A 26,488-nucleotide genomic window follows, 5' to 3' on the forward strand; every position below is an offset into this window, starting at 1 on the left:
CCTCATCTGCGGTAAAAAAAAGAGAATGTATTCACCGCAGATGACAATGGATGGACGCGGATTCACGCAGATGAAAAGAATAGAGATCTGAATAATTCCGATGCTAACAGATTTGATATGACATCGTTGGAATACTGCCAGGGTTGGTAATGATCCAGAAACGGTTACAAAACTTGCCTGGGGGCGATCGGAATTTCAATAATAAACTCGCTCCCCTCTCCGGGTGCAGAAACGCAAGTCAATTTTCCGCCATGAGAACTGACAACAATCGAGTGAGAAATAGACAATCCCAAACCAGTACCCGAACCCACAGGCTTAGTTGTAAAAAATGGATCGAATATCTTGTGCAGCACCTCAGTGCTCATCCCCGGCCCGCTGTCGGCAATTCTAATTATGGCAGAATTCCTGTCTGTCACCTCTGTAGAAATTGTAATAGTAGGCTGTTTATGAGAATTTTCCGGGCAATCTCTTGCTACGAGGAGAGCATCGATCGCATTTGTCAAAATATTCATAAATACCTGATTCAACTGAGACGCATAACAAGTAATTAGGGGTAGCGTGCCGTAATTTCTAATCACCTCAATTCCCAAACGCCCGCCCTCTTTTCTCAGGCGCGGTTGCAGCAACATCACCGTACTGTCGATGCCTTGATGGATATCTACCGACTTCATTTGTGCTTCGTCGAGGCGCGAGAAATTCCGCAAGCTTAGCACAATATCCCGGATTCTTTCCGCTCCTACTTTCATGGAATCCAGCAGCTTTTGCAAATCCTCGCTCAAGAATTCCAGCTCAATTGTTTCTATTTCTTCTAGAATTTCATCAGCAGGTTCTGGATAGTGCTGCTGGTAAAGATCAATCAATTTTAGCAAGTCTTTAACGTATTCGCTAGCCGGATTAAGATTGCCGTAGATGAAACTTACAGGATTATTGATTTCGTGAGCTACACCAGCGACCATTTGCCCCAAACTAGACATCTTTTCCGTTTGGATTAATTGAGCTTGAGTTAGTTTAAGTTCGCGCAAAGTTTGTTCTAAACGCTCGTTCTTTTCATTTAACTCCTGCGTCCGCTCTTGCACTTTCTGTTCAACCGAATTGTAAAGCAGAGCATTTTCCAAAGAAATAGCAACTTGGGAAGAAAGCAACCTTAAAACTTCCAATCTGTGGGGAGTAAATGCTCCGACAGTCAAATTGTTTTCTAAATAAAGAATGCCGATCAGTTTCCCTTGATTGATGATTGGAGTACACAAAATAGATTGCAGTTTGTGTTTAGCGATGTAAGGATCGGCTGTGAATAGTCCCTCAGTCGCCGCATTGCTCAACACCAAATCCGAGCGAGTCCTTTCCACATAATTAATCACCGTCACAGGTAAATCCTGATAGTCGCCAACAGGCGTAAATTGCAGCACAGCTACATCTTCAGCAAATACTGACGCTTTAGCTGAAATCAACAGTTGACCATCTCTGACTAAAATCAGAAAACCTAATTGAGCACCCGCATTTTCTAAGGATATTCTCATCAAAGAAGCCAGCAACTTATCGAGGACAATTTCGCTAGAAATCGCCAGAGATGCTTTCATTACCGTTGCTAAATCCAGCACTCTCGCATCGCTGCCCGTAGAAGTATGAATAGTTGTGGTAGTTTGATTGTTGTTAAAACTTCCGTTGATCGGCGTCATTTCCCGCAACTGCGGATACTTCTGTTCTAAATCTTCTACTTTGCGAACTGCACCCCAGCGCAAGTAGCACGAGTGAGCTTCGCGCAAGTGGATTTTGGCATATTGATACTTGCCTTTACTCAACCAAAACTTAGCTGCGAGTTCATTAGCTAGCGCTTCATTTTGGACAAATTCATTGTCTTGGGCTAAATTGATAGAGAAATCGTACAGTTCTACAGCTTCTGAATCTTTCTTGGAAATTCTGGCTATTTCTGCTTGTACTAAAAGGTACTTATGCAGAAAATTTTCGGCACAGTTGTCTGCCCAAATTTTCATCTGTTTTTGGTTTTCCTCTAACTTTTCCAAGTATTCCTTTTGCTTCTCTTCTGAAACATTTGGGAAAACAGCCGCTAAAGTTAGAGAAAAGAAAAAATTCCATTCGGTAGCGGGTATGGCTCCGGTAATAAAAGATAGCTGTTTTTCTACTTCAAAAGCTAGTTGTAGCGCTTCGTTGAAGTTGCCGTACCAGTACATTACCTGGCATTTGCGAATCTGATAAAGGCAGAGTGAGTACAAATTTTGATGAGCTTGACAGTTATGTACGTATTCAGATTCGCTGATATCTTCGCTTTCAAATACAAACTTTTCAGGAGTTAGTTTGCTCAAGTTACGCAGGATTAACTCTACCCCTAATAATATATCGGTTACGAGCTGATTTTTGGTTTTTTGGCTGAATTGCAAATACCTGCTCGTATCGACCAGAATTTGCGATATTTCTTTACCTTGAAAAAATGAGTTAGCTATGCGGTTGGACAGGATATAACCCGCATACTCTAAATCTCCTGATTCTAAAGCTGCTTGATATCCTTCATTGCTGATTGCGTGGGAATCTTTGATGTGGTTGAACCAGTAATAAAAAATACTGACCAAGGATGAACAAGCTCTGCATTTCAAGCCAATATTGCCAGATTTTTCGCTGAGATTCAGCGAGAGCAAGCCGAACTGATAGGCAGCTTTGTAATCTCCCGAAACTGCGTTTAAGAACATACCGTAGCCAGCATAGCAAAGAGAGGCTTCGGGTACTAAACCGTATTGTAGAGAAAGATTGACTCCTTTTAAAACGCTGACTTTCCACAAGTCTGGATTTTTGAGGTACGCCGATGTCAGCAAGTTGGTAATTAATTTGACTGCAACTTTTTTGTCGGGTACAGTCATTTCGGGGGCGTCAATCAGGGAAGCTATTTCTCTACCAGCTAAAATATTGGTGGCTGTTGCAAATTCTTCGGATATGACTTTTTGTAGCCCGTCTAGGGGCAAGTCAATTCCTAGTAAGTCCAAAGCTTTGATTCCGGCTTTAACGGCTTCTTCGTACTTCGCCCGCAGGGTATACTGCACGATCAGCAGGTTGTAAATTTCTACCTTTTCTAAGGGCGATCGCGCTTTTTCCAGAGTTATATTAATAAATTCTTCAGACTTCTCGAAATAACCGTTTAAATACTCAACATTTGCCCGCTCCATGTGCAAGGCAAAGGCTAAATCGTAGTGGGCATCCCAAATATCGGCGCTCAAACCGTCCATGCCTGCGGTTAAATACTGCAAGGCAGCAACATAAGCAGTGGCATCTTTGGCTCTGCGGGCCGCGTCTAAATTCAGCGTTGCCAGTTCAATTAATTCTCGATCGTCTTTAATTAGCGATCGAGCCACATTCAAGTGATCGACTAATTCAAAGATTCTGTCAGCGCGATATTCAGCCGGAGTGTTTTCTAGGATTTGCCTGCCTATTTTCAGGTGAACTGCCTTTTTTTGCGAGTCGTCGATCAGAGCGTAAGCGGCTTGCTGTACGCGATCGTGCAAAAATTTATAATTCAGAATTAATAGCGGAAACAGCACGTAATCTAATGACTTGCTTTCCAATTCCGAAGTTGGCAGAATCAGTCCCGACTTAATCGCGGGCAACAGGTGAGAAAAAGTTTCCGAGGCTTCTTTTTCATTAATTAAAGAAAGAGTATTTAAGTCAAATTCGTTGCCCAAACAAGCCACCAAACGCAAAACTTGCTGCGTTGAACTTGGCAGTTTTCTCAATTTTTGTACCATCAAATCTACTACATTGTCAGTGATAGCGCACTGCTCAATTTGAGTCATATCCCAATGCCAGCCGCCCTTGCTCCCCGACTGTGGCGGGTAAAAAACTAGCAGGTTTTCCTGATACAATGTTTGTAGGAATTGATTTACAAAAAAAGGATTGCCGTCGGTTTTGCTGATTACCAATTCAGCTAACGGTTTGACTGATTCTCGATCGCTGTGCAAAGTCTCGGCAATCAAATGAGTTATGTTTTCCACCCCCAGCGGCGACAAAGCAATCTGATTAATGATTGCTTCCTGATTCCGCAGCGTCTCCACAGTCATCATTAAAGGATGAGTAGGACTAACTTCATTATCCCGATAAGCACCAATTAAAAACAGATATTGCGTAGCTTCATCTGTCATCATCAATTCGATCAATTTGAGAGTAGCCGAATCAGCCCACTGCAAATCGTCTAGAAAAATTACCAGCGGATGTTCTGGCTGGCAAAATACGCGAATGAAATTTTGAAATACTAAATTAAAGCGGTTCAGAGATTCCGTCGGCCCCAATTCAGCTACTGGAGACTGAGCTCCGACAATTAGTTCAACTTCGGGAATAACATCAATAATAATTTGCCCGTTTTGCCCGAAAGAACTGCGGAGTTTTTCGCGCCAAACTGCTAATTGAGCCTCACTTTCAGTTAACAGTTGCCGCACCAATTCCGAAAAAGCGCTGACAACGGCAGAGTAAGGAATAGTCCGCTTGTACTGGTCAAACTTTCCCCAAATAAAATATCCCCGTCTGCGGGTAATCGGTTTGTCTAAAATCTTCACCATTGCAGATTTGCCAATGCCGGAATAACCAGCAATCAGCATCATCTCGCTGCGGGATTTATGTTGTCCTCTCGCCAGGACTGACAAGGGAACTTCTTTTTTCGATTTGAGTTCTTTTTTGATGACAGAAATTTGAGAATTGTCGGTGCGGTAGCCTCGATTATTTGTTGCTGCTACCCGTTCAAATGCCGCTAAAAGAGTTTCAACTTCTCGCTGTCTGCCGTAAAGTTTTTGAGGTATTTGAAATTTGTCGGAAATATCTTGGCGACCGAGAGGAAAATCGGAAACAAACCCAGATGTTTGCCACTGAAACAGGCAGGATTCCAAATCTGCTTTTAGTCCCCAAGCACTTTGATAGCGCTCCTCAGCGGTTTTTGCTAACAATTTCATCACAATATCTGAAACAGCTTGAGGAATTTCTGGGGCTATTTCAGCGAGAGGGACTGGCTGTTTGGCTATGTGACAGTGAACTAACTCCATGGGATCTGTAGTGGGAAAAGGGAGTTGTCCTGCCAGGATTTCATAGAAGGTCACGCCGAGGGAATAAAAGTCGGTGCGGTAATCGATTACCCGGTTCATTCTGCCGGTTTGTTCGGGGGACATATAGGCTAAAGTGCCTTCTAAAAAATTGGGATTTTTATTGGGAATATTTTCCAGGTTGGATGCTGTTGAGATGCTGAAATCTATTAGCTTTACTTGTCCGGTAGCAGGATTAAAAACTATATTAGAGGGATTTATATCTTTATGAATTACATTTTTTCCGTGAATTTCTCCCAAAGTTTCAGCAACTTTGATGGCAGTAGTCAGAAATCCTAAAAGGGTAAATTTTTGGGAACCCATAAAAATTTTTAAAGATTCCCCGCCAAAATCTTCTAAGATCATTGCCAGACTATTTCTAACCTGTTGCAACTTATACACTTTCACAACTCCGTCCAACAGGCTTAAGTTGGCAGTGATCTCATATTCGCGCTTGTATCTATTCAGTTCTTCAGGAGTCGGATAGTCTTCTTTGATAAGTTTGATAATAACAGGTTGGTTGTTCTGCTCGTTGTGGCCGCGGTAAACCAGGGAAGTGCTGCTTTCATAAATGAGAGCGAGAACTGCAACGCCGGGAATTGCCATCATAGTTGGGTTCTCTCAAATTAGGTGTGCTTGGTCAATGTTACAGGACTTACGCGCGGCGGGCTAGAAACCGGGTTTCTTCGTTGCTAGTCGTTGACAAACCCAAGATTTTTTCGTGTAAATCGGGTTTCTTTTCGTAAATCCTATGTTATTCTTCATTATCGCTCAAGAGCTATCTTTTGGGATGTGTGGGAAAGCAGGCCTTGACAGGAATGAGCTACTGCTGACAAAAGCACGCTGGGGCTTTCGTCACCTCAGCAGTTAGGTAAACAAAATCACAAATACAGGATTTGTGCAAGCATTTACTTTAATGCTCGATCGCCACGCTGACAACTAAATCATCTCAGATTCCAAGCAATCGCTTGACTTTAGTGGAGCGTCACCACATCTCGTGAAAATACGCAAGTGCTGAAAGATTTATTTTTTCCGGCGATCGAGCACGAATTTGGGTGCTTCAAAACAACGGCCGGTGCAAATCTTAACTATAATTGGCGACCGAGGCGCGGAGGGAGTTAAGTGTTGCTTCGGAAGCTGCAAGTTCCTTCAGTTCTATCTATTTTGACCATCGATTAACAATAGTGACATACTCCTACACCAACACAAGCTGTCACCATTGGTGTAGGCTTCTCAGTGACTCCAGCTATTGCTTCGGACATTGACTGAGCTTTAAGCACGGGATGACCCACCGCCCTATTTTTGATTCCTATTGCTGCATTATGATCGCGGTCTAGACTACACCCACAGTGAGGGCAGTCATGCCAACGAATATGCAGCTTTTTTGGTCCTTTTTCGCCACAACTAGAGCAATCTTGTGAAGTATTGTAGGCACTTACTGGGATTACCAACACACCAGCATTTACGGCTTTATTTGTTAGAATCGACAGAAAGCTTGACCACCCAGCATCCAACACAGATTTAGCTAATTTTGTACGAGCCAGTCCTTTAATATTCAAATTTTCAACCGCAACAACATCATATTTTTTCAACAGCTCGTTAGCCGTCTTAAAATGAAAGTCTTTACGCTTCTCTGCTACTTTCTTGTGACATTTTCCCAGTTGCTTAACTGCTTTCTGTCTCCGGTTGCTACCTTTTTTACGACGCGATACTCGCTTCTGAATAGTTCGCAGACGTTTCCCGGCTTTGCGGTAATGTTGAGGAATTGCAACTGTTTCGCCCTCAGAGGTTGTCAAGAAATTCTTTAGCCCAACATCAATTCCAGTAATCTTTTGAGGATTAAAATCTGGTTTAATCGTAGGAACTGTTGAATCTTCTAGGGAGAGCGTAAGATAGTACCCATCAGCCTTTTTAGTGATAGAGACGGTTTTGATTTTGAATCCATTAGGTATGGAACGGTGTAAAACAACCTTAACTTTTCCAAGCATCGGCAAGTTAATTAAGTTATTTTGTAAACAACCGTCTTTAACTTGAGGATAAGTGAACGTGCGATAACGACTGCGTGGTTTAAATCTCGGTCTGCCACTACGCTTTCCGTTGCTATCACCTTTTAGGAAACGATCAAAAGATACCTTAACTCGCTTAACTACATCTTGAAGAACTTGAGAGTAAATCTCAGCATACCAAGGATGAGTTTTCTTGAGTTGAGGTAACGTTTTTTTCTGACTGTAATATTCGGGATTATCCCGCAGTTCGGGTAAATGGCAAACTAGCGGACACGCATTGATGGGAGAACGGTTTTGCTCGTACCAATTGAATCTATCAGCCAACAAGTAATTGTATTGAGCCCATAGCATCGACAGCCATCTGTCGATTTCAATGGCTTGTAACTTTGTTGGACGTAATCGATATTGGTAAGAGCTTCTCATTCCTTTGGCGTGGTCGGTACATATCAATTAGTGTTACTGTACCAGAATACTTTATTTACTGTCAAGTGCATGAGTAAAGTATATTGAAGTACAAAATAGACTCGTTAAACAAAGAGTTTGTTTGTTTCGTCATCCACCCGTCTAGCAATTCAAAACTATGTTTTGAATTGCTAGACGGGTGGAATCCTCACCTCACGCGCCTTTCATCCCACACTAATCGAAGCGATATAGTGCGGGGATTCCCGTCTGTTTAGCTAACTGACCGAAAGCATCTAGGATACAAGCCCCCGGCTTCATGGGTGGAGAAATAAAAAACCTGTATCCGATAAAGGAGCCCCCGAATTTATCTCGCGCAAGTCAATGCTTCAAATCTAAAATCTAAAATCTAAAATCTAAAATCGATTGACCGTTTGAGCAGAGTAAATTTGACAAAAAATGCAGAATTATTGCACCTTGTCTGGTGCGCGGCAGCGAACCCTACATTAATCAAATTTGCCTAACTCTTAAGAAAATTTTAGGAAAGATTAAGAATTATTGCCATAAAACCCAGGTAAAGTTGTTTGAATTGCGAGTCAAATGCCAAGCAGGCAAAGCGTTTGAGCATTTCCCAAATGTGTAAATCCTCAGAAACTTAGTATTTCTCAAGGATTCATCCGGTGAGAAAATCAGAAACAACCTTAAAATTTAGCAGTAATCGCCCGATCGGGCAATTCTCAACCAGCACCAGGAAAAAAACTATGAAATTGGCTTATTGGATGTACGCAGGCCCAGCCCACATCGGCACTTTGCGCGTCGCCACTTCCTTCAAAAACGTCCATGCAATCATGCACGCACCCATTGGAGACGACTATTTCAACGTCATGCGTTCCATGCTGGAGAGGGAACGGGATTTCACCCCGGTGACTACCAGCGTCGTTGACAGACACGTACTGGCGCGGGGTTCGCAGGAACGGGTGGTGGACAACATCACCCGCAAAGACAGAGAAGAACACCCAGATTTAATCGTGCTCACCCCGACTTGCACCTCCAGCATTCTGCAAGAAGACTTAGAAAACTTCGTGGAACGAGCTCAATTGGATGCCAAAGGCGATGTATTGCTGGCGGATGTTAACCATTACCGCGTCAACGAACTGCAAGCTGCCGATCGCACTTTGGATCAAATCGTCCAATTTTACATTAACAAAGCCCGCAAAAAAGGCGATTTAGTAGAAGCCAAAAGCGAAAAACCATCTGTCAACATTATCGGTATGTCTACCCTGGGTTTCCACAACCAGCACGACTGCACCGAGTTGAAGCGTTTGATGGCAGATTTGGGCATTGAAGTCAACGAAGTTATTCCCGAAGGTGCTTCGGTTCACAACTTAAAAAGACTGCCGCGCGCTTGGTTTAACTTGGTTCCTTATCGGGAATTGGGAATGATGGCCGGGGAGTATTTGCAAAAAGAATTCGGCACTCCGATGATCGATATTACGCCGATGGGTGTGGTAGAAACTGCGCGCTGTATCCGCAAGATTCAGCAAGTTTTGAATGCTCAAGGTGCGGATGTTGATTACGAAAATTTTATTGACCAACAAACTCGATTTGTGTCGCAGGCTGCTTGGTTTTCGCGATCGATCGACTGCCAAAACTTAACCGGCAAAAAAGCCGTCGTATTTGGCGATAATACCCACGCTGCGGCGATGACGAAGATTTTGGCTCGCGAGATGGGAATCCACGTTGTGTGGGCAGGAACCTACTGCAAACACGACGCTGATTGGTTCCGGGAACAGGTAAGCGAGTATTGCGATGAAGTGCTGGTGACGGACGATCACGGGGCGATCGGAGATGCGATCGCCAAAGCGGAACCTTCGGCAATTTTCGGTACACAAATGGAACGCCACGTAGGTAAGCGGTTGGATATTCCCTGCGGCGTAATTGCTGCACCGATTCACGTCCAAAATTTCCCGATCGGCTACAAGCCATTTTTGGGTTATGAAGGCACGAATCAGTGCGTAGATTTGGTCTACAATTCCTTCACTTTGGGAATGGAAGATCACTTGCTGGAAATCTTCGGCGGCCACGATACTAAGGAAGTGATTACCAAGGGTATTTCGGCTGATTCTGATATGGGTTGGACGAAGGATGGACAGGCGGAGTTGAATAAAATCCCTGGTTTTGTGCGGGGTAAGGTGAAGCGGAATACTGAGAAGTTTGCGCGCGATCGGGGGATTGATAAGATTACCGTTGAGGTGCTTTACGCGGCCAAGGAATCTGTCGGCGCTTAATGATTTGTTGGGCGGGCAAATGCCCGCCTTGCAAAGTTTTGTTTTGGATTTAAAATAATTTGCGATCGGTTTATGAACTACAAACTTGATGTGCCGCTATCTCCCAAACTAGAAAAGTATCGCGATCGAATCGAATCAACTATCAAACCCTATATTGAAATTACAATTGAAAACAACGAACCTGCGAACTGGTGGCAAAGTAAATTTGGCGGATTGCCCTATTTACCTAAAGGATTCGAGTATCCTAAAAATTCAAATGGCAATTGGTTTTTTTTGCTGGCCCAAATCAACTTTTCTGAAGTACCGCCTCTTGAAGGTTTTCCGGATCGAGGAATCTTGCAGTTTTATCTTCCAGACGATGAATTATATGGCTTATCTTTCGACTCGGATGAAGATATTTTTCAAATTTTATATTTTCCTGAACCCGATCTCAACCTTGAGAATATAATCACTAATTATGATTTTTTGCCAGCAAATATTGAGTATTTTCCTATTTGGGGATGTTCTAGTTTGCAGTTTACTAAAAAGTATGCGCCAATTACCCATTACGATGATGGATTTACAAACTTTTTAGGAGAAGATTTTTATAAATTATTTAGAGAAGACGATGAAGTTAGGGACAATTATATAAATCTATGTGTTCCTCACGGTCATAAAATTGGTGGCTATCATGGTTCTTTTCAATCAAACGATCCTAGACTCGATTGCGAAAGCGATCCGTATAGCCTTTTATTTCAAATGGATTGCGATGCTAATGAGGTAATAGATATTATGTGGGGCAATGGTGGCGTAGGTAACTTTTTTGTCAAAGAATCAGCATTAAAAAAATTGGATTTTAGCGAGGTTATCTACGAGTGGGATTGCGGTTGAGTGAGGGTAAAAAATGCTATTTTGAGAGTTCTGGTATGGTGCGTCGCTATAAGATTTTCGATTGAGTTCGGAGATGTTATATAGCGACGCACCCTACGGTATCTATGATGGATTTATCACAACAGCTTACCTGAGAAAACAGCCATCATCAAATAAACGAATTATATGGACAAAACAGTAAAGATTCTCGAAGATTCCCCAACTATTACAGGTTTCTACGATCGAGAAGCGGATGTTCTGTATATCTCGCTAGGAGAACCGCGCGAAGGTCTAGCTGTGGACATTAGCGATGGAGCGATCGCCCGCTATCATGAGGATAGTGAAACTATTGTCGGCATTACTTTAATTGGGTTGCGCCAGCGGGTATTGAAGGAATTGAATCGCAAACTGCACGTCGCACCTCATCCCAATGGGTGGGCGGTGACAGAGGAAAATGTAGAGTCAAGTCAAAAGGTATTTCCCACTCAGGAAGCAGCGTTTAAATATGCAGTGGGTATAGCAAAAGCTCAATGGCTTGAGGTAGTAATTCACGGTGAAACTGGGGAAGTTGAGGAAGTAATTAATCCCGCGATCGACGCTTTGGTACAGCGGAGAAATCTGCGCTAATCTGAAGGATAAAAACGAGAATGTTTGGAAAGTGTTTAGATTTAGGGAAATAAAAGGGCGATCGGGGGATTTCTCAAATTACCGTTGAGGTATTGTACGCGACTAAGGAAGCTGTGGGGGCGTAGTTAGTTGTAGGGTGGGCATTTGTAGCCCTGTCAAGGCCGCTGCACCAGCCTGCATAAAAGACAATCAACCTCTTGAAATCTCAAATGCGGGCTCATGTTAAATTTTCTTTCAATGCTATAATGATTGAAAGTTAAGTAGAGAAGTCAAGTATGATGTCTAACAAATCACTGTCTTGGGGATTAGTTATCGCTACCTACAAACGCGAAAAAATTCTTCCTGTTTGCTTGGAACTAGCAATAAAACAAACCCGGAAACCAACAGAAATTATTGTAATTGATGCGAGTGATGACTGGGAGACAACACGCGATACAGTCATGTCAGAAATTGCCAAAAACAGTTCTGATATTCGTTGGGTTTACGATCGTGCCGAGATTCCATCTAGTACGCTACAGAGAAATCAGGGTTTAGAAATAGCAACAGTCGATATTGTTTTTCTAATCGACGATGACTCGCTGATGTATCCAACTTGTGCTGAGGAAATTATGCGAATTTATGAAGCCGATCCCACAAGTCTCGTTAAAGGAATACAGGCAGATAGTGTTGACATTCCTCCTTCATCCGATCGAGAAATCGTTGACTCCCAAAAAGCAACGGGGGATACGGAGAAATTAGCACGCTACGAAAATCTGAGGAGGGTCAAGGATTGGCTATGGGAAAACTTCTTTTTAATGAGTACAACAAAATTATTTATTCCTTATGATGGTGATTACCCACAATACGAAATCCCCTCCAACCTCAGTCATTTGAATGTGATAACATCTCCCTTGTTTCAGGGATATCGAATGACGTATCGGCGGGAAACAATTTTGCAGGAAAAGTTTGAACCTATACTTCGTTACTACGCTGCCGGAGAAGATTTAGATGCTAGCTATAGGGTTTCTCGTCAGGGTATGCTATTAACTGCGGTGAATGCTAAACTCCATCATTTCCAAAGTGCAAGCGGTCGGTTATCCCGGTTTAAGTCTTCGGCACTGTCAGCTTTAAATCAGGCACTTTTCCTGAGAAAATACTCAAGCGATCTGCATCGCGATCGCTTGGTATATTACCGCTTAATCGCACGGCGAATTATCGCTGAGATTTGCAAGGATCTACTGACTCGCCGTTGGTCATTACCACAGGGAAGAGGTATGTTGGTGGCGTTAAAATACGCGCCTAAGCTGTTTGCACTGCCCGATGAAGAACTGGCTCAATGGTATACGAATTTACAACGAGAACTTTTACAGTTAAGATCTTAGACTTGCTTTAAGTGAAAGATGGAGTTTCCCATTAACACAAAGCCGACAGATGCGATCGCCCTTCTGAAACCAAGTGCGATCGCCCTCACACCTCATTTTGACTATCTTCTTGCTCAACTTGCTCAAAATTCACTTTCTTATAAATAGCAGATAGAGGAACTTCTAGCTGAAAGGAATTAAACACTAATGCCGTATCTTCCTCATCATACTCGCTATACAACCATCTTTTATTCTCGGTTTTAGAATACTGCTCGATTTTGATTTTTGTTTGGTCAATAAGAATGTATTCTCGAAAAGAAGGAATAGTTTTATAAAATGTAAACTTGTCAACTCGATCGTAATTTTTAGTAGACTTTGATAAAACTTCCACAATAACTTGAGGGTTGGTAATCGTGTCAGTGCGATTGTTGCGGTACTCAGGTAGCCCAAAAATTACCATTACGTCTGGATAAGTGTACAGTCGCACTTTTGGTATCCACAGGCGCACGTCACCGATGAAGACATCATACTCTTGTTCTGGAAGAGCGAAATTTAAAGCAATGTAAACGTTTCCTGCGATCCGATTGTGATTCGTAGATCCGCCTGTCATAGGAATAATTTCCCCGTCGAGATATTCGCTTTTGTACTCTGCTGTTTCTTCCAGTGCTAAATATTGCTCTTCTGTGCAGTAACGTTGCTCGGTTGTTTGCAAAGTGCTTGTCATCTGGATGTTCTCCCGCAAGGATGTTGAACAAATATTTCTTTTGGGTACGCGCGTGCGAAGCTATCCCGAAGGGAATCGCTCACTTAAATGATAACCCGCATTTCCAAAAAAGCGATCGCCCTTATTCCTCCCCGCTTTCTTCTGGCTCATTTTCCGCCTCAAAATCCACCTTCTCATAGACATCAGCCAGCGCTACTTCAACTTGAAAGAAATTAAAAACTAGCGCCGCATCTTCCTCATCGTACTGACGGTAGGACCACCGCTTGTTTGCCAACTTACAATACTGTTCAATATAAACCTGGGATTGGTCAATCAGAATATACTCTTGAAATGTCGGCAGCGTTTGATAAAACTTAAACTTATCAGTGCGATCGTAAGCTTTCGTAGATTTCGATAAAACTTCCACAATCACTTGCGGATTCATCACCGTATCCTGGCGATTATTGAAATACTCAGGTGTCCCCGGAATTACCATCACATCGGGATAAGTATAAGTTCGCTTTTTCGGCAGCCACAGACACACGTCGCCCATGAAAACATCATAGTCAAGTCCCTTAAGAGCAAGACGTAATGCTATGCTCATATTCAGGGCAATGCGATTGTGATTCGTAGTTCCACCTGTCATTGGAATAATTACTCCGTCGCGATATTCACTTTTATACTCTGCTGCTTCTTCCAGGGCTAGATATTCTTCTGGAGTGAAGTAGCGCTGTGCTGTTGGCTGTTCTGTTACTTGTAGAATAGCTGTCACGGTGTTTTTCCCAACTCAATTGATATCTTGCGTCTAGTTTAACATTGTCCGAAATTGCGATCGCCCTTCTCAAACAAGCGGGCGATCGCACGCTTATCAACTCGCAACCAAAATTAGTCGATCGGATTGAAAACTAAGGTCAATCGAGCACAGGGAAGCAGTTGTTTGAGAATTCGCAAATGACCCTCTGCATCAGACCAACTGCGAAAGCGACCGACAACGACCCTTTGTAGATTTGGAAGCAAACGAACCACGATCCACGGCTTGAGACGTTTCTCATACGGCATAATAGGTGTATCTCCTTGTTAATTGGAGCCATAGCCAGTCCTGATCCCTCGGAAAGCATCGGACTGGCTTTTGACTTTTGCATACTTAAGTTTAATCCAAATAAAGCAGTTTTACAACCGCAGCGGTCTATTATGCAACTGTTACAGTCTATACAGCCCAAAAATTGACCTACAAGGTGCTAGCATCTGCCTTGCAAAGGTTGTGAGCAGTTAAACAGTGATCCGGTGGAGATTAGCAGTTGTCATGGCCGATCGGAATATCAGTAACAAGGAACTGGCTGTCCTAACCGGGATGAATCCCAGGTCTATTTCTCGGCTCAAAACTCGCCGTTACCTGACCAGAATAGACGCAGCAACGTTAAACGTTCTCTGCAAATCACTGAATTGCAAGCCCGGAGACTTAATGGATTACGAAGAGGACAATCCCGATCGAGGCTGAAATTTGAGGACACAAGCGATCGCACTGTTTTGAGGTGATTTGTACGATCGCCCTCTTTCAACCAAGGGCGATCGCACGCTTATCAACTCGCAACCAAAATTAATCGATTGGATCGAAAACTAAGGTCAATCGAGCCGCGGGAAGCAGTTGTTGGAGAACTCGCAAATGACCCTCTGCATCTGACCAACTGCGAAAGCGACCGATAACGACCCTTTGTAGATTTGGAAGCAAACGAACAACGCTCCACGGCTTGAGACGTTTCTCATACGGCATAATAGTTGTATCTCCTTTGTAAAGGTATCTCCTTTGTTAATGGGAGCCATAGCCAGTCCTTGCTTTCCACGGCGGGGGACTGGCTTTTGACTTTGCTGTGGTGTGCTGTACAAATTATTGCACAAAAGGCCCTCATTGGTAGCAGAAAATTACTAAAATAGCGTTATAACACCGCGATCGGCGTAAACTTGTATGATTGGGAGCGTTCACAAACAGTAAATATTGACAGTGAGCAAGCGCGTTCACATCACACTCCCCGACTACATCTATGAATCCTTAGAACTGTGGGCAGACCGGCAAGGTAGACCCACAGCTAGTTTGATCGCTTTTATCGTTGAAACGGCGGTTTTGGAAGCGAAAAAAAAGGGAGATTTACCTTCTGAACCTGAAAAGCCCAAAAGCGGCGCCTAAAGACTTCCCTCGTGGGTTGCTGGTGCGTGTCGGGCGATCGCACTTATCGAAATTGATGAAAACTAGCATCAGCGCCCGCAGTTGGCGCCCAATATTTAAAATCATTCTCTGCTTTGTCCTCGCGATCGCCTGTTAGTGCATCAGTCCTCTCAGCAATCAAAAGTGCCAGTTATTTAATTGTCCGCCGGCTAGTCAGTTGCAGAGAAACTCACAAAAAAATATCATTCTCAGTAACCAGCTTTCGACTATACATTCAATCCTCTTGTGGGGCGGGCTTCTAGCCTGCCCCTAAAAGCTTATTGAGAATAGTGCCATCTCTCAGGGGAAACGGAAATTGCATCCCAGAATTTCCTCCTTGAGGCCAATGGTGAAAACTGTACTGTTCGATCGCCCTAATCAATCCCACTTACCTAGATTAGACGCATCAACATATTTTCAAGGAATGACTTATGAACTTCACAGCAAGACTCACACAAACCAGCTTACTCGGTTTAATGCTATTTGCCAGCAATCCAGCGGCAACCTTGGCTATAGGACAATCGAACACAAGCACTGCACCAACAACGTCTCGCATTCAGTCTCCAATTGAAACCATACAAATAGCTAATGTATCCACTCCCCAAAAACTGGTGAGGGATTTTTGTGCTCGCAAAAGACAGAAAGTGGAAAACTATTTCGAGACCAGCAACTTTCGGATTTATCTGTGCTACAACCACGCCAATCAACTATATTACTACGGCGTTAAAAAAAGTAACGGCAGCACGATCGCCCTGCGTGCTCGAACTGAAGAAGGGACTGGTTACGTGGCAAAAAATGGCGCTTACGATTACATTGTTACAGGAGCTAGCCTTAGTATTTATAACAAAGGCAAACGCATTCTCGAACAACGAGTGATTCGCTCCCTTTAGTATTTCAATGCGATCGCTCTTTCAAGCCCCGACTTCTTCAAAAAGCCGGGTATCTAACAGAATATCTGGCTTTTCTGCTGAGGCAGACAAAATTTTGTCTAATTTAACCTCGAACTCAAATGATATTATGTCCGGTCGATTACCCCTAATACGGTAGGGGCTCCCCTCACGAAAAATATCTGCCAATAATTGACAATCTCAAAAACCCGCCCTTTTAATCGCTTCGCCACATTTGAGTTTGAGGTTAACAGGTTTCAACCGCCGAATAATCTCAAAATAAAAAAACCCTCCCCAACAAGGAGAAGGGAGAGTGAAAAGACAGTGAGAAATTTAAGTTTTTGCAGAATTAACAATAAGGAGTCACATCTTCGCCCCACTCGTCAGCCAAATAACACAAAGCTCGAAAACGCAGCCCAACCACTTGCTCGTAAAGCGGATTTAACTTGCACAGTGGCGGAATGGATAATAAAGTGCGATCGCCCACGAGAGAAATTTCTACAATATCAGATGAGTCAATATTGCTCTCATGCAAAAAATTATGTCAACCTCTACTCCAAGGCAGCATCCCGCTCTTGTGGCGCCCGTCGGGCCTAAAAATGGTTTACCGAAACGTCCCCAATCCAGATTTAATCATCCCGCTCTCCTGCACAATTGCGGATGCTGCTTCCCCCAAAATTTTGTGTGCGGCAGTCGTCGGATGAATGCCATCCCAAAACAAAAATCGATCGGGACTAGCACAAACACCTCCACCCGATAAACACGCACTCGTCACATTAGTCAAGCCATATTTAGCCGGGTTGGCGATCGCTTCCCGATAAAGCGCATTAGCATCCAGAGTCGCAATCTTTAAGTCAGAATGCTGTTGACTTAATACCTTAACCGTTCGCCTCAAACCCTGATTGTGCGCTTGTGTTAATGCAGTGAGACTTGCCGAATTAGCGCCTGTTCGCGTCGCCGGTAACTGCCCCAAATCTGGTAAATTTGCCAGCAGGATATTTTTAGCACCCACATCAGCAAGAGACGCGATCGCCCTCGCCACATTTTCAACGGGAAGATTCGCATTATTGACCCCCTGCAAATAGTCATTTGCACCCGCCCACAGTACATACAGCGCATGAGGATTTGCCTGTTTTTGGGATTTATTCCATGACTGAACTTGAGCTAACAAACCAGGGACAAGGCTATTGCGATCGCTTCCGGTTGTTGCACCTCCATAAGCGAAATTAGTGACTCGTTCGGGCGGCAACTTGAGGCGATCGGCAAGATACTCTACCCAAACTTTACCATTCGAGTAACGCCCTTGAAAGTAAGTCGAACGAGGCGGATATTGACCCCCGCTCGCTCGAAACACCATTCCCATATCCGAAAGACTGTCCCCAAATACATAAAGTTCATTGACAGCCTCAGAACTTTGAGCTGATAGGATGAGTGCAACCATAAAAGATAAAAGCGCAATAATTACGGCAAAAAACGTTTTTTTCAACACTTGGTATTAGTTAGATAGTTGAAATATTTGATAATTTGTACCCGGTAATTGCCGAGTTCCTGATTTTGACATTGAGTGTTATTTATATTCTTGAAATCGCTTAAATATTTGCACCAATTACTAATATATCAATTTTGTAAAAAATGTGGGGAGTAAACCTGAACTTTAATTGTGGGTTGCCCCACTCCACTGCTCAACCTACATAGATTGGTGGTGTCCTTGACCAAGAATTTCAAAGGTGGTACCCGCCACGTGATTTATCCGTGGAATCAATCCCAAATCTCAAATCGAAAATCACTTATTGCCCCCGCATTTATCCGTGGGGTCGCCTCTAAAATCTAAAATCTAAAATCTAAAATCGATTGACACTTTTCTAATGGTATCTAGCTCATAGCGCTGTGGCGGGGGCACAACCGTACATCTTTTGGGAGATTACCCAATAAAGTTACGCAAGAGGCGAACCACGAAAACCTCCCAAACAACTACCCTTGAGCTAAATATCAATCAATAAAAAAAGAATGAATTTAAAGCTGATTTACTCGACGAGCGAGAAATTGAGCGCACTTTTTATCCCGGAAAGCCTGCACAAAACAAAAACCCTCCCCAACAAGGAGAAGGGAGGGTGAAAAGACAGTGAGAAATTTAAGTTTTTGCAGAATTAACAATAAGGAGTTACATCTTCGCCACATTCGTCAGCCAAATAACACAAAGCTCGAAAGCGCAGCCCAACCACTTGCTCGTAAAGCGGATTTAACTTGCACAGTGGCGGAATGGAAAATAAAGTGCAATCGCCAATTTTGACTTCTCGCTCAAACGGACACTGGCTGGGAATAAACTTACACAGCAACCGAGCCAACTTTTGACTTTTAATTGCAGTGTTATCAAGCCATTGTTTTAGCGGATGCAAGGGGTCAAAGTGTGGCTTTTGACCGTAAGGTTGAGAAGTTGTAGCGACATTAACGGCGGTTTCTTCTTTGCCAAATCCTACCCAATGTGGCAGAGTTCGGTAGGAAACTGTATGCTCAAATACGTTCATTTTGCTCTCTTCCTCTTTTATAACGAGGTGCCAAGAACTCTCTGTAGAGCTTGTGCGATATTATCTACAATCAGTATCTACAGCATCTCGTTTTGCTTTACCGGATTGAACTTCTTAAATTTATGACTTAGGGCGAGAAAAGTAGTTCCTGATTTTTTTAAAGACGGTGTGCGCTCTAAAAAGTGTCCTCATTTCAAGCCCAAGGATTGATTGATAGGGTAAAAATTCTGTCTTCTACGTTTTAGCTTCAACCTTCGGTTGACTCTCCTTTTGTAGTTCAATTACAATTGTGACGCATCGAAGTGAATTATCCTATACGTGAAAATGCGGAATTTTTAATAAAACTTATAATATTTCTAAATAAGCTCTGCTGCAAAAAACCCTGAAACCTCGACCCAACAATCTTTGCTCGCGATCGCTCAGAAACTTCTACAATGAGAAATAATCGGTATCACCGCCCTCACCACCCATGAGTAACCCAGAAACCAAAGCTATCACCCGCGAATTGCAAAGCCACGCCGCCATTCTCGGTGGCTTCGTCTCCCTCCTCTGGATTATCGAAATTGTCGATGTATTCCTATTCGGAGGCAGGCTGAATGCTTACGGAGTCCGCCCCCGCAGCCTCGACGGACTTCAAGGCATCCTGTTGATGCCTTTTCTGCATGGCAGTTTTGCTCACTTAGCTGCCAATACCCTCCCTTTTGTGACATTGGGTTGGTTGATTATGCTGCGAGAAATTAGCGACTTTTTTATCGTGAGTGCCGTCACTGTGCTAGTCAGCGGATTCGGAGTTTGGCTGACTGGCGCGCCCTATTCCGTTCACATTGGTGCCAGCGGATTAATCTTTGGTTACTTCGGCTTCTTACTGCTGCGGGGCTATTTTGAACGCAGCTTTACATCTATTTTGGTATCTTTAATTGTCGGTTTCTTCTACGGCAGTTTAATTTGGGGAGTTTTGCCCTCGCAGCCGGGAATTTCCTGGCAAGGGCATTTCTTTGGCTTTGTGGGCGGGGTATTAACAGCTCAACTTTTGGGGCGGCAGAAACGGCGAATTAACTAGAATAAGACTGAGGCTGCATCCTATCATCACCTTGGTTTATTGCTCATAAATTCTCTAAAAGCGTAGGTTTTTTGTCCATAAACCTGGTTTCTTGTGTAACAATTGCGTCGCGGATAGCAAGACTAACTGCTGATCAATAATTCCACGCGGGCCGGCAAGCACACAGTAAAAACTGAACCGCAACCTAACTCGCTTTCAACGTGCATATCACCACCCATCATCACGCAAAAGTGACGACTAATAGTCAATCCCAAACCCGTGCCGCCATACTTGCGGGTAGTTGATGCGTCGCCCTGCATAAATGCTTGAAATAAATGCTGCAATTGTTCGGGGGGAATCCCAATGCCCGTATCAGCTACGCGAAAAATTATTGAGTCGGAAGGTTCTGCTATTTCTTGAGTTGTTAAGCTGTCATGTTTAACTCTTTCAATACAGAGGCTAATAGTCCCCTCTTCCGTAAATTTCGCTGCATTGCTCAGCAGGTTGAGCAAGATTTGACGAGTTTTGGTAATGTCAGCATACATCATTCCCAAGTCGTCAGCACAATCAACTTCAAACTTATTAAAATTTTTATCTACCAAGGGTTTGACAGTAGAAACTACCTCGTCAATTAAATTAACCGGGTTGAAAGTTTCTAAGTAAAGTTCCATCCGACCCGCTTCAATCTTAGAAATATCTAGAATGTCGCTAATTAAAGATAGCAAGTGTTTGCCCGCTGTTTGAATTTTTTGCAAGTCGGGGATAAAATCTTCGCAGCCTAAATCCTCGGCGTCTTCTTTGAGCATATCGCTGTAACCAATAATCGCGTTGAGGGGAGTTCGCAATTCGTGGCTCATATTAGCTAAAAAGGCGCTTTTGGCTTGGTTTGCTGCTTGAGCGGTTTGAGCGACTTTTTGGAATTCTTCTGCTAATTTGCGCTGGGTAATATCTTCAGCAATACCGACGATGCGGTAAATTTCCCCTGTTTCGTTGCGGACTGGAAAAGCCCGATCGCGCACCCAGCAAACTGAACCGTCCGAGCGCACTACCCGATACTCCTCATCATAATCGCCCCGCACCTGTTTCTCAAAAGCAGCCTTGACGCGATCGAGATCCTCCCGGTGAATAGCATCCCAAAAAGCCTCCGGTTCTGACTGCAAACTCTGACAGCTCAAATTCCATATTTTCTCGCAAGCAGGGCTCACATAAACTAGCTGCTTTTGATTGGGTTCTCTAATCCAAAATACCTCATGAATATTTTCTGCCAACTGGCGAAACCGCTCCTCGCTAGCCCGCAACTGCCCCACAGCATTGTGAAATTCAGTCACATCCTGAATCAGCGATGCCACCCCGATAATGCTGCCATCAGCATCAACCAAAGTCGTATTGTACCACTCGCAAAGAATAATTTTTCCGTCTTTTCTGATGTTCTCGTTAATACTACTAATTCCTCCTTTATTAGTGAGCAAAGTTATAGATAGTTGCCTGACATACTCCTTAGCATTTTCAGGAACTATGAGATCGACTCCGTGGCATCCCATAGCTTCCAAGCGGTTGTATCCAAAAATTCTTTCCGCTGACAAATTCCATTCCGCTACTTCAAAGTTTAGATTCCATTCAATCGCTCCCAAAGGAGTTTGGTGAAGATGGAGAGCCAGTTTTTGCTGCGATTTTTTCAGAGAAATAATTAATTGATTTTTGTCGGCGATCGCAGATTCCACCCGATCTTCGAGAGTAGTAAACGACTCTTCCAATTGAGCGGCCATCATATTAAAGGAGCGAGCCAGGACACCGACCTCATCCTCCCGCTCTACAGACGCCATCAAGCGGGAATCTACTGCCATCCCGTCCCATTCTCCCCGGGACAAAGCCTCCGCAGCCTTGCTCAGACGCCGAATCGGTACAACAATCCACCTAGAAGTCAGAGCGCCAATCGCCGTTGCCAGCACCAAAGCACCCAGACACATCACCACAGTATACCGAGTGTTGGCATTAATCCTTTCCATAAAATCGGCTTCAGGAACCGTCACCACAATCAACCAGTCGAGGCCCCTGCTGTCTAAAAGCGGCGTCACCTGTAGAAATTGCCGCTGACCGTCGATCGTAAAATCTAACTGGCGAGATCTGTCAATTTTGTGCAAATCCCCGAAGCGTTCTGTCAAATAGCGGGCAGTCGATCGAATTAGAACATTCTTGCTGCTGGCTGCCATAATCCGTTTCGGAACGCCGTTGCTAACAATAAATGGCGGTTCCAGAGTAGAATTTGCCACCAATTGCCCAGATCTTTCTACAATAAAAGTCTGTCCTGATTTGCCAATTTTTAGACCTTCCAAGAATTGATTTATCTTGGAAAGTGTCAAGTCAGAACCCAGGATTCCTATCAGTTTCCCATCATCGCCATAGACTGGTTGAGCAGCCGTAATCGCTAGTTTGGGAGCATCAAAATAAGTATAAACTTTACTCCAAGTCGGTTTGCCTGCCCGCACCGGAGCTATGTACCAAGGTCGGACGCGGGGGTCGTAGTTGAGAGTAGTTTTTAATAGCTTAGTTGGTTCCCCGAACTCCGAGGGCGCGTAGCTGTGAAAGTTATAGCCAGTAGATTGATTGGAAATTTGAATTTGCAACTTGCCGTCGTCGAGGCGTTCCACTCCAATAAAATCTTTTTCTTCCGATGCGAATTGAATGTAGCTAATTTTATCAAAAATTTTGATTTGTTTGTAGAAGTAGCGTTGCAAATTATCAGCATCCTGCACGTTCAAAATGCCGAGACGGATGGCATCGAGATTGAGCTGATTTATTTGGTGTGGCGTTTCAATATAACTATTAATATGTTGCTGGATACGCGATGTGACTTCTGTCCGCAGTTGTGCGGCAACATCGTTGACGGCTATGCGCCCGTTCCGCAGCGACAGCCACCCCGTCAACCCTACCGCAGCGAAAGTCTGGAGGGCAAAAGGCACAACAAGGACGATGCGAATTGGCACTTTGCCCGACATTTTTAAAATCGGGTTGGTCAGATATTTGATTGGCATGGTAAAGCAGAACTATTATTAACCCACAACATTCCGGTCAAGTACAACTTGATGAGCGCAGATTTTGAAGTTGAGATGGTTTTAGTAGGCAAAGTGCTGTTAATAACTCGGAATCTGCCACTGGAAACTGAATTTTTAACGACTGCCACCGCCATCTTAGCGCGATCGGGAGCTTTGGGAACATTGGCAAGTGAGATGAATGCAGTATCAATCCTGGACTAACTCAACACGCTCATACTATTATAGATTTGAGATTAAAGAATTAAAAAATTGAAAAACACTGGTTCTGTAAGGGTTTAGAATTTGCCGACCGTTGCATTTTTTTTTGAACAGGTATCTCAAACTAGGTTTTTTAGCGTTTTGGCGGTCTGCAACGAACTATTTTCGTCAAAAACAACCGATGGATAGCCGCCCGTGCGTCCAGCACTAACTATTTTTCCACTCCTGACCGAAAGCATCCAGGATACAAGCCCCCGTATTTATCCGTCCAGAAATAAAAAACCTGTATCCGATGAAACTTGCCGAACGTATTTATCCGTGGGGTAAATTCTTCAAATTTCAAATCTCAAATCTCAAATCTCAAATCGATTGACGCGCGCTAATCAAACCAATCGAGTTTTTGGTTGACTCATGCTTGAAATGACGTATTTTTGCGTTTCAACCCGGCCGCTGCGTCAGTTTTATTTGACCGATAGCGCGATCGAAAGTTATAAGTTTTCACAGCAACTGCAATTGATATCTCCACAAGCAGCTACTTTTGATAGAGTACAACTTAATTGCGACTGGGTAAAATAAGCATAGTAGGATGCAACTAGCGGAGGCATGGATGATGAACGCAGTTATTGCTACTCTTGGCACTGCTCTCGGACTGAGCTCAATTTTTATCGGTTTGACGCCCGCAGTTCTCGCCCAACAAAGACTGCAACCAGCGCCCCAATATTCGGAAACGACTTTATCTGGGGACTCGTTGAGGACTGTGGAGGACAGAACCTTAGACTCGGACTACCAAAACTTGATTGGTGGACCAGAAACGGCGGCTAATTCTGCTAGAAGGGAAAGAAGCTTGGGCGACACATTTCGCCTCAAAATCGAGGGCCCATTGGAATTTATTACTACTCCTTCGGACGCCCAGCGTCAAGGAAATCCTTTACCTCCAAAACAAACCGACAGCGGTACAGAAGCGGGAGTTCAGCTTCAGCTAGGACTTTAGGATTTTTAAATAAATTGATGTGAAGCAAACGAGCGATCGCGAAACCCAATTTTTGATTCTAGCAGTTCTTGTGATTGCGATCGCTTTTTTATCAGAGTTTTATCACAAGTTTTGTGCGGTTTCGATCACACAAGGTTCTCTATTGTGAACCTAAAATTAGACCAATTAAACTTCCGATAAAGACCAATTAGCTACATATCTTTACAATAGCGCATAAAACTGGCGGTGAAGGTGATGAGAAAGGCTCAACTGATCGATTATTTGCGGGGAGAGTTGGCAATATCGAATTCTGCCATTGCCGTTGCTCTCCGACACGGTGAACAAGATGCCAGCGAACTGCCGATGGTTCTGTGGCAGTACGGGTTAGTAACACTGGAACAATTAAACCTGATTTTTGATTGGATGGAAGCTCAGCCAACTTAGCAATTTAACTAATGCGAATGGGAAGTCCCGCGCTCTACCGAAGGTGAGCGTCGGGATGAAAATGAGTCAGAAAATAAATTGAGCGACAGCGAATCAATATCGTTTTTGTGCGCGTATGATATTTTTACCGGTATTCTGCACTCCTGATAAATGTATAAAGCTTACAAGTACAGAATTTATCCCACAGATGAGCAAGATGTCTTGCTGGCAAAGTCTTTTGGCTGTGCGAGATGGTTCTGGAATTATGCTTTGAATCTGTGTCAAGAAACTTACAAGAATACCGGGAAAGGACTATCGAGAGCATACATACAAGGTTTGCTCCCTGCACTCAAGAAAGAATACGAATGGTTGAAAGAACCCTATTCTCAATGCTTGCAGGTCGTTGCATTGAATTTATCTACTGCCTACAAAAACTTCTTTGACAAGAGGGCGATGCCACCCAAATTCAAAGCCAAGCACGACAGGCAGTCGATCAGTTATCCTCAAAATGTCAAATTTGACGGTGACTATATTAATTTACCTAAAATTGGTTTAGTTTTCTGTCGGCGGCACCGTGATTTCGAGGGCGACATCAAGACCGTTACCGTGTCTCGTAACCCAGACGGCAAACACTTTATTTCTGTTTTGACTGACGACGGGAAAGAAAAGCCTGAATCCGTCCCAGCAGGTAAAGCTATTGGCATTGATGTCGGGTTGACTCATTTTGCGATTACCAGTGATGCTTCTAAGTTTGGCAATCCCAAGCATTTTGTTAAACGTCAGCGGAACCTAAAACGTAAGCAGCAAAAGCTTTCTCGCAAAAATAAAGGCAGTCAAAACAGGAAAAAGGCAAGACGGGCGGTGGCAAAAGTTCACTCCAAGATTGCCCGATGCCGGGAAGATTTTCTACAAAAGCTATCCCGCAAGATAGTTAACGAAAACCAAGTTATTGCAGTGGAAAATCTCAACATCAAAGGCATGGTAAAGAATCATAATCTAGCCAAAGCTATTAGTGATGCTGGCTGGGGTATGTTTTGTACCATGCTCAAGTACAAGTCCCAGAGCGAAGGAAAGCAATATGTCGAAATCGATAGATGGTTTCCGAGTTCTAAAACTTGCCATGTATGTCTAAATCGAGTTGAGAATCTCACTCTTGATATTAGAGCATGGAGTTGTCAGCATTGTGGTACTCACCACGATCGTGACGTAAACGCGGCAACCAATATTAGAAATGAAGCCTTGCGGATTTTGGCGTTAGGAACTAGCGCTTCTGCCTGTGGAGGGGATGTAAGTCGATCTGGTAAAACTTCGGTTTTGTGGGACGCCCCGCCCCGTTGAATCAGGAAGCCAGCGCTGTACCACTTAAGTGGTCAGCGTCTGGTAGTTCACAATCCTGAGTTAAAAAATATGGATATCGGATTGCAATTTTTTGACAAATAAAGCTTGCACCAACGGTCGTCGAAAAGTATAGGGTTAAGTGTTTGGGTTGAGGGTGGGTCTTATTTTTTCTCAAACATAAAAATACAAATATACACTAGGGACACAGCGCTGCTGTGTCCTCATTTTTGTTGCCGCCTAAAATAAACTGCTTTCAATCTGTCGAAGATGCGATCGCAGACGCCATCAAACAGACGGCATAAAACAAACCCCAGCAACTTTTAGGCTGCCGGGGCTTGTCTTGTTTAATTTGGTGGCGGGAAGTGGATTTGAACCACTGACCTTCGGGTTATGAGCCCGACGAGCTACCAGGCTGCTCTATCCCGCGTCGCTTTATCTCTCTTTAGTGGTTTCCAAAAACAAAACCCTGAAACCTTAACGATTACAGGGTTCGCTTGAATTTGGTGGCGGGAAGTGGATTTGAACCACTGACCTTCGGGTTATGAGCCCGACGAGCTACCAGGCTGCTCTATCC

The 26,488-nt window shown here is 43.7% G+C and carries 20 protein-coding genes, 2 tRNA genes and 1 pseudogene; 12 read left to right on the forward strand and 11 right to left on the reverse strand.

From position 1 onward, the window contains the following. Positions 1-164 precede the first annotated feature (164 nt). Both QUB10_RS07265 and QUB10_RS07270 read right to left on the reverse strand, forming a co-directional pair. Positions 165-5,678: an AAA family ATPase gene (locus QUB10_RS07265; protein ID WP_333200843.1), complete on the reverse strand. Its 5,514-nt coding sequence runs from the start codon at positions 5,676-5,678 to the stop codon at positions 165-167. A gap of 566 nt (positions 5,679-6,244) precedes the next feature. Continuing rightward, the gene (locus tag QUB10_RS07270) at positions 6,245-7,498 is read right to left on the reverse strand and encodes a transposase (RefSeq protein ID WP_333200845.1); all 1,254 of its coding nucleotides are present in this window, start codon (positions 7,496-7,498) and stop codon (positions 6,245-6,247) included. A 737-nt stretch (positions 7,499-8,235) separates the two neighbouring features. Between QUB10_RS07270 and bchB the strand changes: the two genes are divergently transcribed. From bchB to QUB10_RS07290, 4 genes are all read left to right on the forward strand, one after another. Next, the gene (gene bchB / locus QUB10_RS07275; protein ID WP_333200846.1) at positions 8,236-9,762 is read left to right on the forward strand and encodes a ferredoxin:protochlorophyllide reductase (ATP-dependent) subunit B; all 1,527 of its coding nucleotides are present in this window, start codon (positions 8,236-8,238) and stop codon (positions 9,760-9,762) included. A gap of 72 nt (positions 9,763-9,834) precedes the next feature. Continuing rightward, positions 9,835-10,632 carry a DUF1963 domain-containing protein gene (locus QUB10_RS07280; RefSeq protein ID WP_333200848.1) on the forward strand — a complete coding sequence of 266 codons (798 nt, stop codon included), beginning with the start codon at positions 9,835-9,837 and terminating at the stop codon, positions 10,630-10,632. A 165-nt stretch (positions 10,633-10,797) separates the two neighbouring features. After that, the gene (locus QUB10_RS07285) at positions 10,798-11,238 is read left to right on the forward strand and encodes a DUF2188 domain-containing protein (RefSeq protein WP_333200850.1); all 441 of its coding nucleotides are present in this window, start codon (positions 10,798-10,800) and stop codon (positions 11,236-11,238) included. Positions 11,239-11,513: 275 nt separating this feature from the next. Then, entirely contained in the window at positions 11,514-12,599 is a 1,086-nt protein-coding gene (locus QUB10_RS07290) for a glycosyltransferase family 2 protein (protein WP_333200852.1), read from the forward strand. Positions 12,600-12,684: 85 nt separating this feature from the next. On the opposite strand, the gene QUB10_RS07295 is transcribed toward QUB10_RS07290, so the two are convergent. The 3 genes from QUB10_RS07295 to QUB10_RS07305 all read right to left on the reverse strand — a co-directional run bounded on the left by QUB10_RS07295 (position 12,685) and on the right by QUB10_RS07305 (position 14,340). After that, positions 12,685-13,302 carry a Uma2 family endonuclease gene (locus tag QUB10_RS07295; RefSeq protein WP_333200854.1) on the reverse strand — a complete coding sequence of 206 codons (618 nt, stop codon included), beginning with the start codon at positions 13,300-13,302 and terminating at the stop codon, positions 12,685-12,687. Between the two features lie 121 nt (positions 13,303-13,423). Beyond that, positions 13,424-14,053, reverse strand: a complete 630-nt coding sequence (locus tag QUB10_RS07300) for a Uma2 family endonuclease (RefSeq protein ID WP_333200855.1) — start codon at positions 14,051-14,053, stop codon at positions 13,424-13,426. Positions 14,054-14,166: 113 nt separating this feature from the next. Then, entirely contained in the window at positions 14,167-14,340 is a 174-nt protein-coding gene (locus QUB10_RS07305; protein ID WP_333200858.1) for a hypothetical protein, read from the reverse strand. Positions 14,341-14,557: 217 nt separating this feature from the next. Between QUB10_RS07305 and QUB10_RS07310 the strand changes: the two genes are divergently transcribed. The 3 genes from QUB10_RS07310 to QUB10_RS07320 all read left to right on the forward strand — a co-directional run bounded on the left by QUB10_RS07310 (position 14,558) and on the right by QUB10_RS07320 (position 16,371). Continuing rightward, positions 14,558-14,779 carry a helix-turn-helix domain-containing protein gene (locus tag QUB10_RS07310; RefSeq protein WP_015178556.1) on the forward strand — a complete coding sequence of 74 codons (222 nt, stop codon included), beginning with the start codon at positions 14,558-14,560 and terminating at the stop codon, positions 14,777-14,779. A 501-nt stretch (positions 14,780-15,280) separates the two neighbouring features. Beyond that, the gene (locus QUB10_RS07315) at positions 15,281-15,463 is read left to right on the forward strand and encodes a ribbon-helix-helix domain-containing protein (protein ID WP_333200861.1); all 183 of its coding nucleotides are present in this window, start codon (positions 15,281-15,283) and stop codon (positions 15,461-15,463) included. 449 nt (positions 15,464-15,912) lie between these two features. After that, a complete protein-coding gene (locus tag QUB10_RS07320; protein WP_333200863.1) occupies positions 15,913-16,371 on the forward strand; it encodes a hypothetical protein in 459 nt (152 codons plus the stop codon). Positions 16,372-16,717: 346 nt separating this feature from the next. Here QUB10_RS07320 and QUB10_RS07325 read toward each other — a convergent pair. The 3 genes and pseudogenes from QUB10_RS07325 to QUB10_RS07335 all read right to left on the reverse strand — a co-directional run. After that, positions 16,718-16,852 (reverse strand): annotated as a pseudogene (locus QUB10_RS07325) (Mo-dependent nitrogenase C-terminal domain-containing protein); the annotation flags it as partial. Between the two features lie 120 nt (positions 16,853-16,972). After that, on the reverse strand, positions 16,973-17,809 hold the full coding sequence (locus QUB10_RS07330) for an SGNH/GDSL hydrolase family protein (RefSeq protein ID WP_333200865.1): 837 nt from the start codon (positions 17,807-17,809) through the stop codon (positions 16,973-16,975). Between the two features lie 706 nt (positions 17,810-18,515). Continuing rightward, positions 18,516-18,893 (reverse strand): Mo-dependent nitrogenase C-terminal domain-containing protein, encoded by a 378-nt coding sequence (locus tag QUB10_RS07335; RefSeq protein WP_333200867.1) that lies wholly within the window; start codon positions 18,891-18,893, stop codon positions 18,516-18,518. Positions 18,894-19,362: 469 nt separating this feature from the next. Between QUB10_RS07335 and QUB10_RS07340 the strand changes: the two genes are divergently transcribed. Further along, positions 19,363-19,953 carry a rhomboid family intramembrane serine protease gene (locus tag QUB10_RS07340; RefSeq protein WP_333200869.1) on the forward strand — a complete coding sequence of 197 codons (591 nt, stop codon included), beginning with the start codon at positions 19,363-19,365 and terminating at the stop codon, positions 19,951-19,953. A 122-nt stretch (positions 19,954-20,075) separates the two neighbouring features. On the opposite strand, the gene QUB10_RS07345 is transcribed toward QUB10_RS07340, so the two are convergent. Then, on the reverse strand, positions 20,076-22,964 hold the full coding sequence (locus tag QUB10_RS07345; protein ID WP_333200871.1) for a PAS domain S-box protein: 2,889 nt from the start codon (positions 22,962-22,964) through the stop codon (positions 20,076-20,078). 51 nt (positions 22,965-23,015) lie between these two features. Here QUB10_RS07345 and QUB10_RS07350 point away from each other — a divergent pair, with 51 nt between their 5' ends. From QUB10_RS07350 to QUB10_RS07365, 4 genes are all read left to right on the forward strand, one after another. Then, positions 23,016-23,186 carry a hypothetical protein gene (locus QUB10_RS07350; protein ID WP_333200873.1) on the forward strand — a complete coding sequence of 57 codons (171 nt, stop codon included), beginning with the start codon at positions 23,016-23,018 and terminating at the stop codon, positions 23,184-23,186. Positions 23,187-23,790: 604 nt separating this feature from the next. After that, entirely contained in the window at positions 23,791-24,174 is a 384-nt protein-coding gene (locus tag QUB10_RS07355; RefSeq protein WP_333200875.1) for a hypothetical protein, read from the forward strand. A gap of 234 nt (positions 24,175-24,408) precedes the next feature. Next, the gene (locus QUB10_RS07360) at positions 24,409-24,597 is read left to right on the forward strand and encodes a DUF2949 domain-containing protein (protein WP_333056627.1); all 189 of its coding nucleotides are present in this window, start codon (positions 24,409-24,411) and stop codon (positions 24,595-24,597) included. Between the two features lie 150 nt (positions 24,598-24,747). Then, on the forward strand, positions 24,748-25,914 hold the full coding sequence (locus QUB10_RS07365) for an RNA-guided endonuclease TnpB family protein (RefSeq protein ID WP_333200877.1): 1,167 nt from the start codon (positions 24,748-24,750) through the stop codon (positions 25,912-25,914). A gap of 350 nt (positions 25,915-26,264) precedes the next feature. On the opposite strand, the gene QUB10_RS07370 is transcribed toward QUB10_RS07365, so the two are convergent. Both QUB10_RS07370 and QUB10_RS07375 read right to left on the reverse strand, forming a co-directional pair. Continuing rightward, a tRNA-Met gene (locus tag QUB10_RS07370) sits at positions 26,265-26,341 on the reverse strand. A 74-nt stretch (positions 26,342-26,415) separates the two neighbouring features. Further along, positions 26,416-26,488: transfer RNA gene (locus tag QUB10_RS07375), tRNA-Met, on the reverse strand.

Origin of the sequence: Microcoleus sp. B5-D4 (genome assembly GCF_036705145.1) — a bacterium.
Classification (GTDB): Bacteria; Cyanobacteriota; Cyanobacteriia; order Cyanobacteriales; family Microcoleaceae; genus Microcoleus.

Bases quoted from the DNA above. Each gene is read 5' to 3' on its own strand.
- QUB10_RS07335 (WP_333200867.1), bottom strand. From the start codon at position 18,893: ATGAACGTATTTGAGCATACAGTTTCCTACCGAACTCTGCCACATTGG.
- bchB (WP_333200846.1), top strand. From the start codon at position 8,236: ATGAAATTGGCTTATTGGATGTACGCAGGCCCAGCCCACATCGGCACT.
- QUB10_RS07280 (WP_333200848.1), top strand. From the start codon at position 9,835: ATGAACTACAAACTTGATGTGCCGCTATCTCCCAAACTAGAAAAGTAT.
- QUB10_RS07355 (WP_333200875.1), top strand. From the start codon at position 23,791: ATGATGAACGCAGTTATTGCTACTCTTGGCACTGCTCTCGGACTGAGC.
- QUB10_RS07330 (WP_333200865.1), bottom strand. From the start codon at position 17,809: ATGGTTGCACTCATCCTATCAGCTCAAAGTTCTGAGGCTGTCAATGAA.
- QUB10_RS07295 (WP_333200854.1), bottom strand. From the start codon at position 13,302: ATGACAAGCACTTTGCAAACAACCGAGCAACGTTACTGCACAGAAGAG.
- QUB10_RS07345 (WP_333200871.1), bottom strand. From the start codon at position 22,964: ATGCCAATCAAATATCTGACCAACCCGATTTTAAAAATGTCGGGCAAA.
- QUB10_RS07350 (WP_333200873.1), top strand. From the start codon at position 23,016: ATGAGCGCAGATTTTGAAGTTGAGATGGTTTTAGTAGGCAAAGTGCTG.
- QUB10_RS07360 (WP_333056627.1), top strand. From the start codon at position 24,409: ATGAGAAAGGCTCAACTGATCGATTATTTGCGGGGAGAGTTGGCAATA.
- QUB10_RS07320 (WP_333200863.1), top strand. From the start codon at position 15,913: ATGAACTTCACAGCAAGACTCACACAAACCAGCTTACTCGGTTTAATG.
- QUB10_RS07265 (WP_333200843.1), bottom strand. From the start codon at position 5,678: ATGATGGCAATTCCCGGCGTTGCAGTTCTCGCTCTCATTTATGAAAGC.
- QUB10_RS07365 (WP_333200877.1), top strand. From the start codon at position 24,748: ATGTATAAAGCTTACAAGTACAGAATTTATCCCACAGATGAGCAAGAT.
- QUB10_RS07340 (WP_333200869.1), top strand. From the start codon at position 19,363: ATGAGTAACCCAGAAACCAAAGCTATCACCCGCGAATTGCAAAGCCAC.
- QUB10_RS07305 (WP_333200858.1), bottom strand. From the start codon at position 14,340: ATGCCGTATGAGAAACGTCTCAAGCCGTGGATCGTGGTTCGTTTGCTT.
- QUB10_RS07270 (WP_333200845.1), bottom strand. From the start codon at position 7,498: ATGAGAAGCTCTTACCAATATCGATTACGTCCAACAAAGTTACAAGCC.
- QUB10_RS07285 (WP_333200850.1), top strand. From the start codon at position 10,798: ATGGACAAAACAGTAAAGATTCTCGAAGATTCCCCAACTATTACAGGT.
- QUB10_RS07290 (WP_333200852.1), top strand. From the start codon at position 11,514: ATGATGTCTAACAAATCACTGTCTTGGGGATTAGTTATCGCTACCTAC.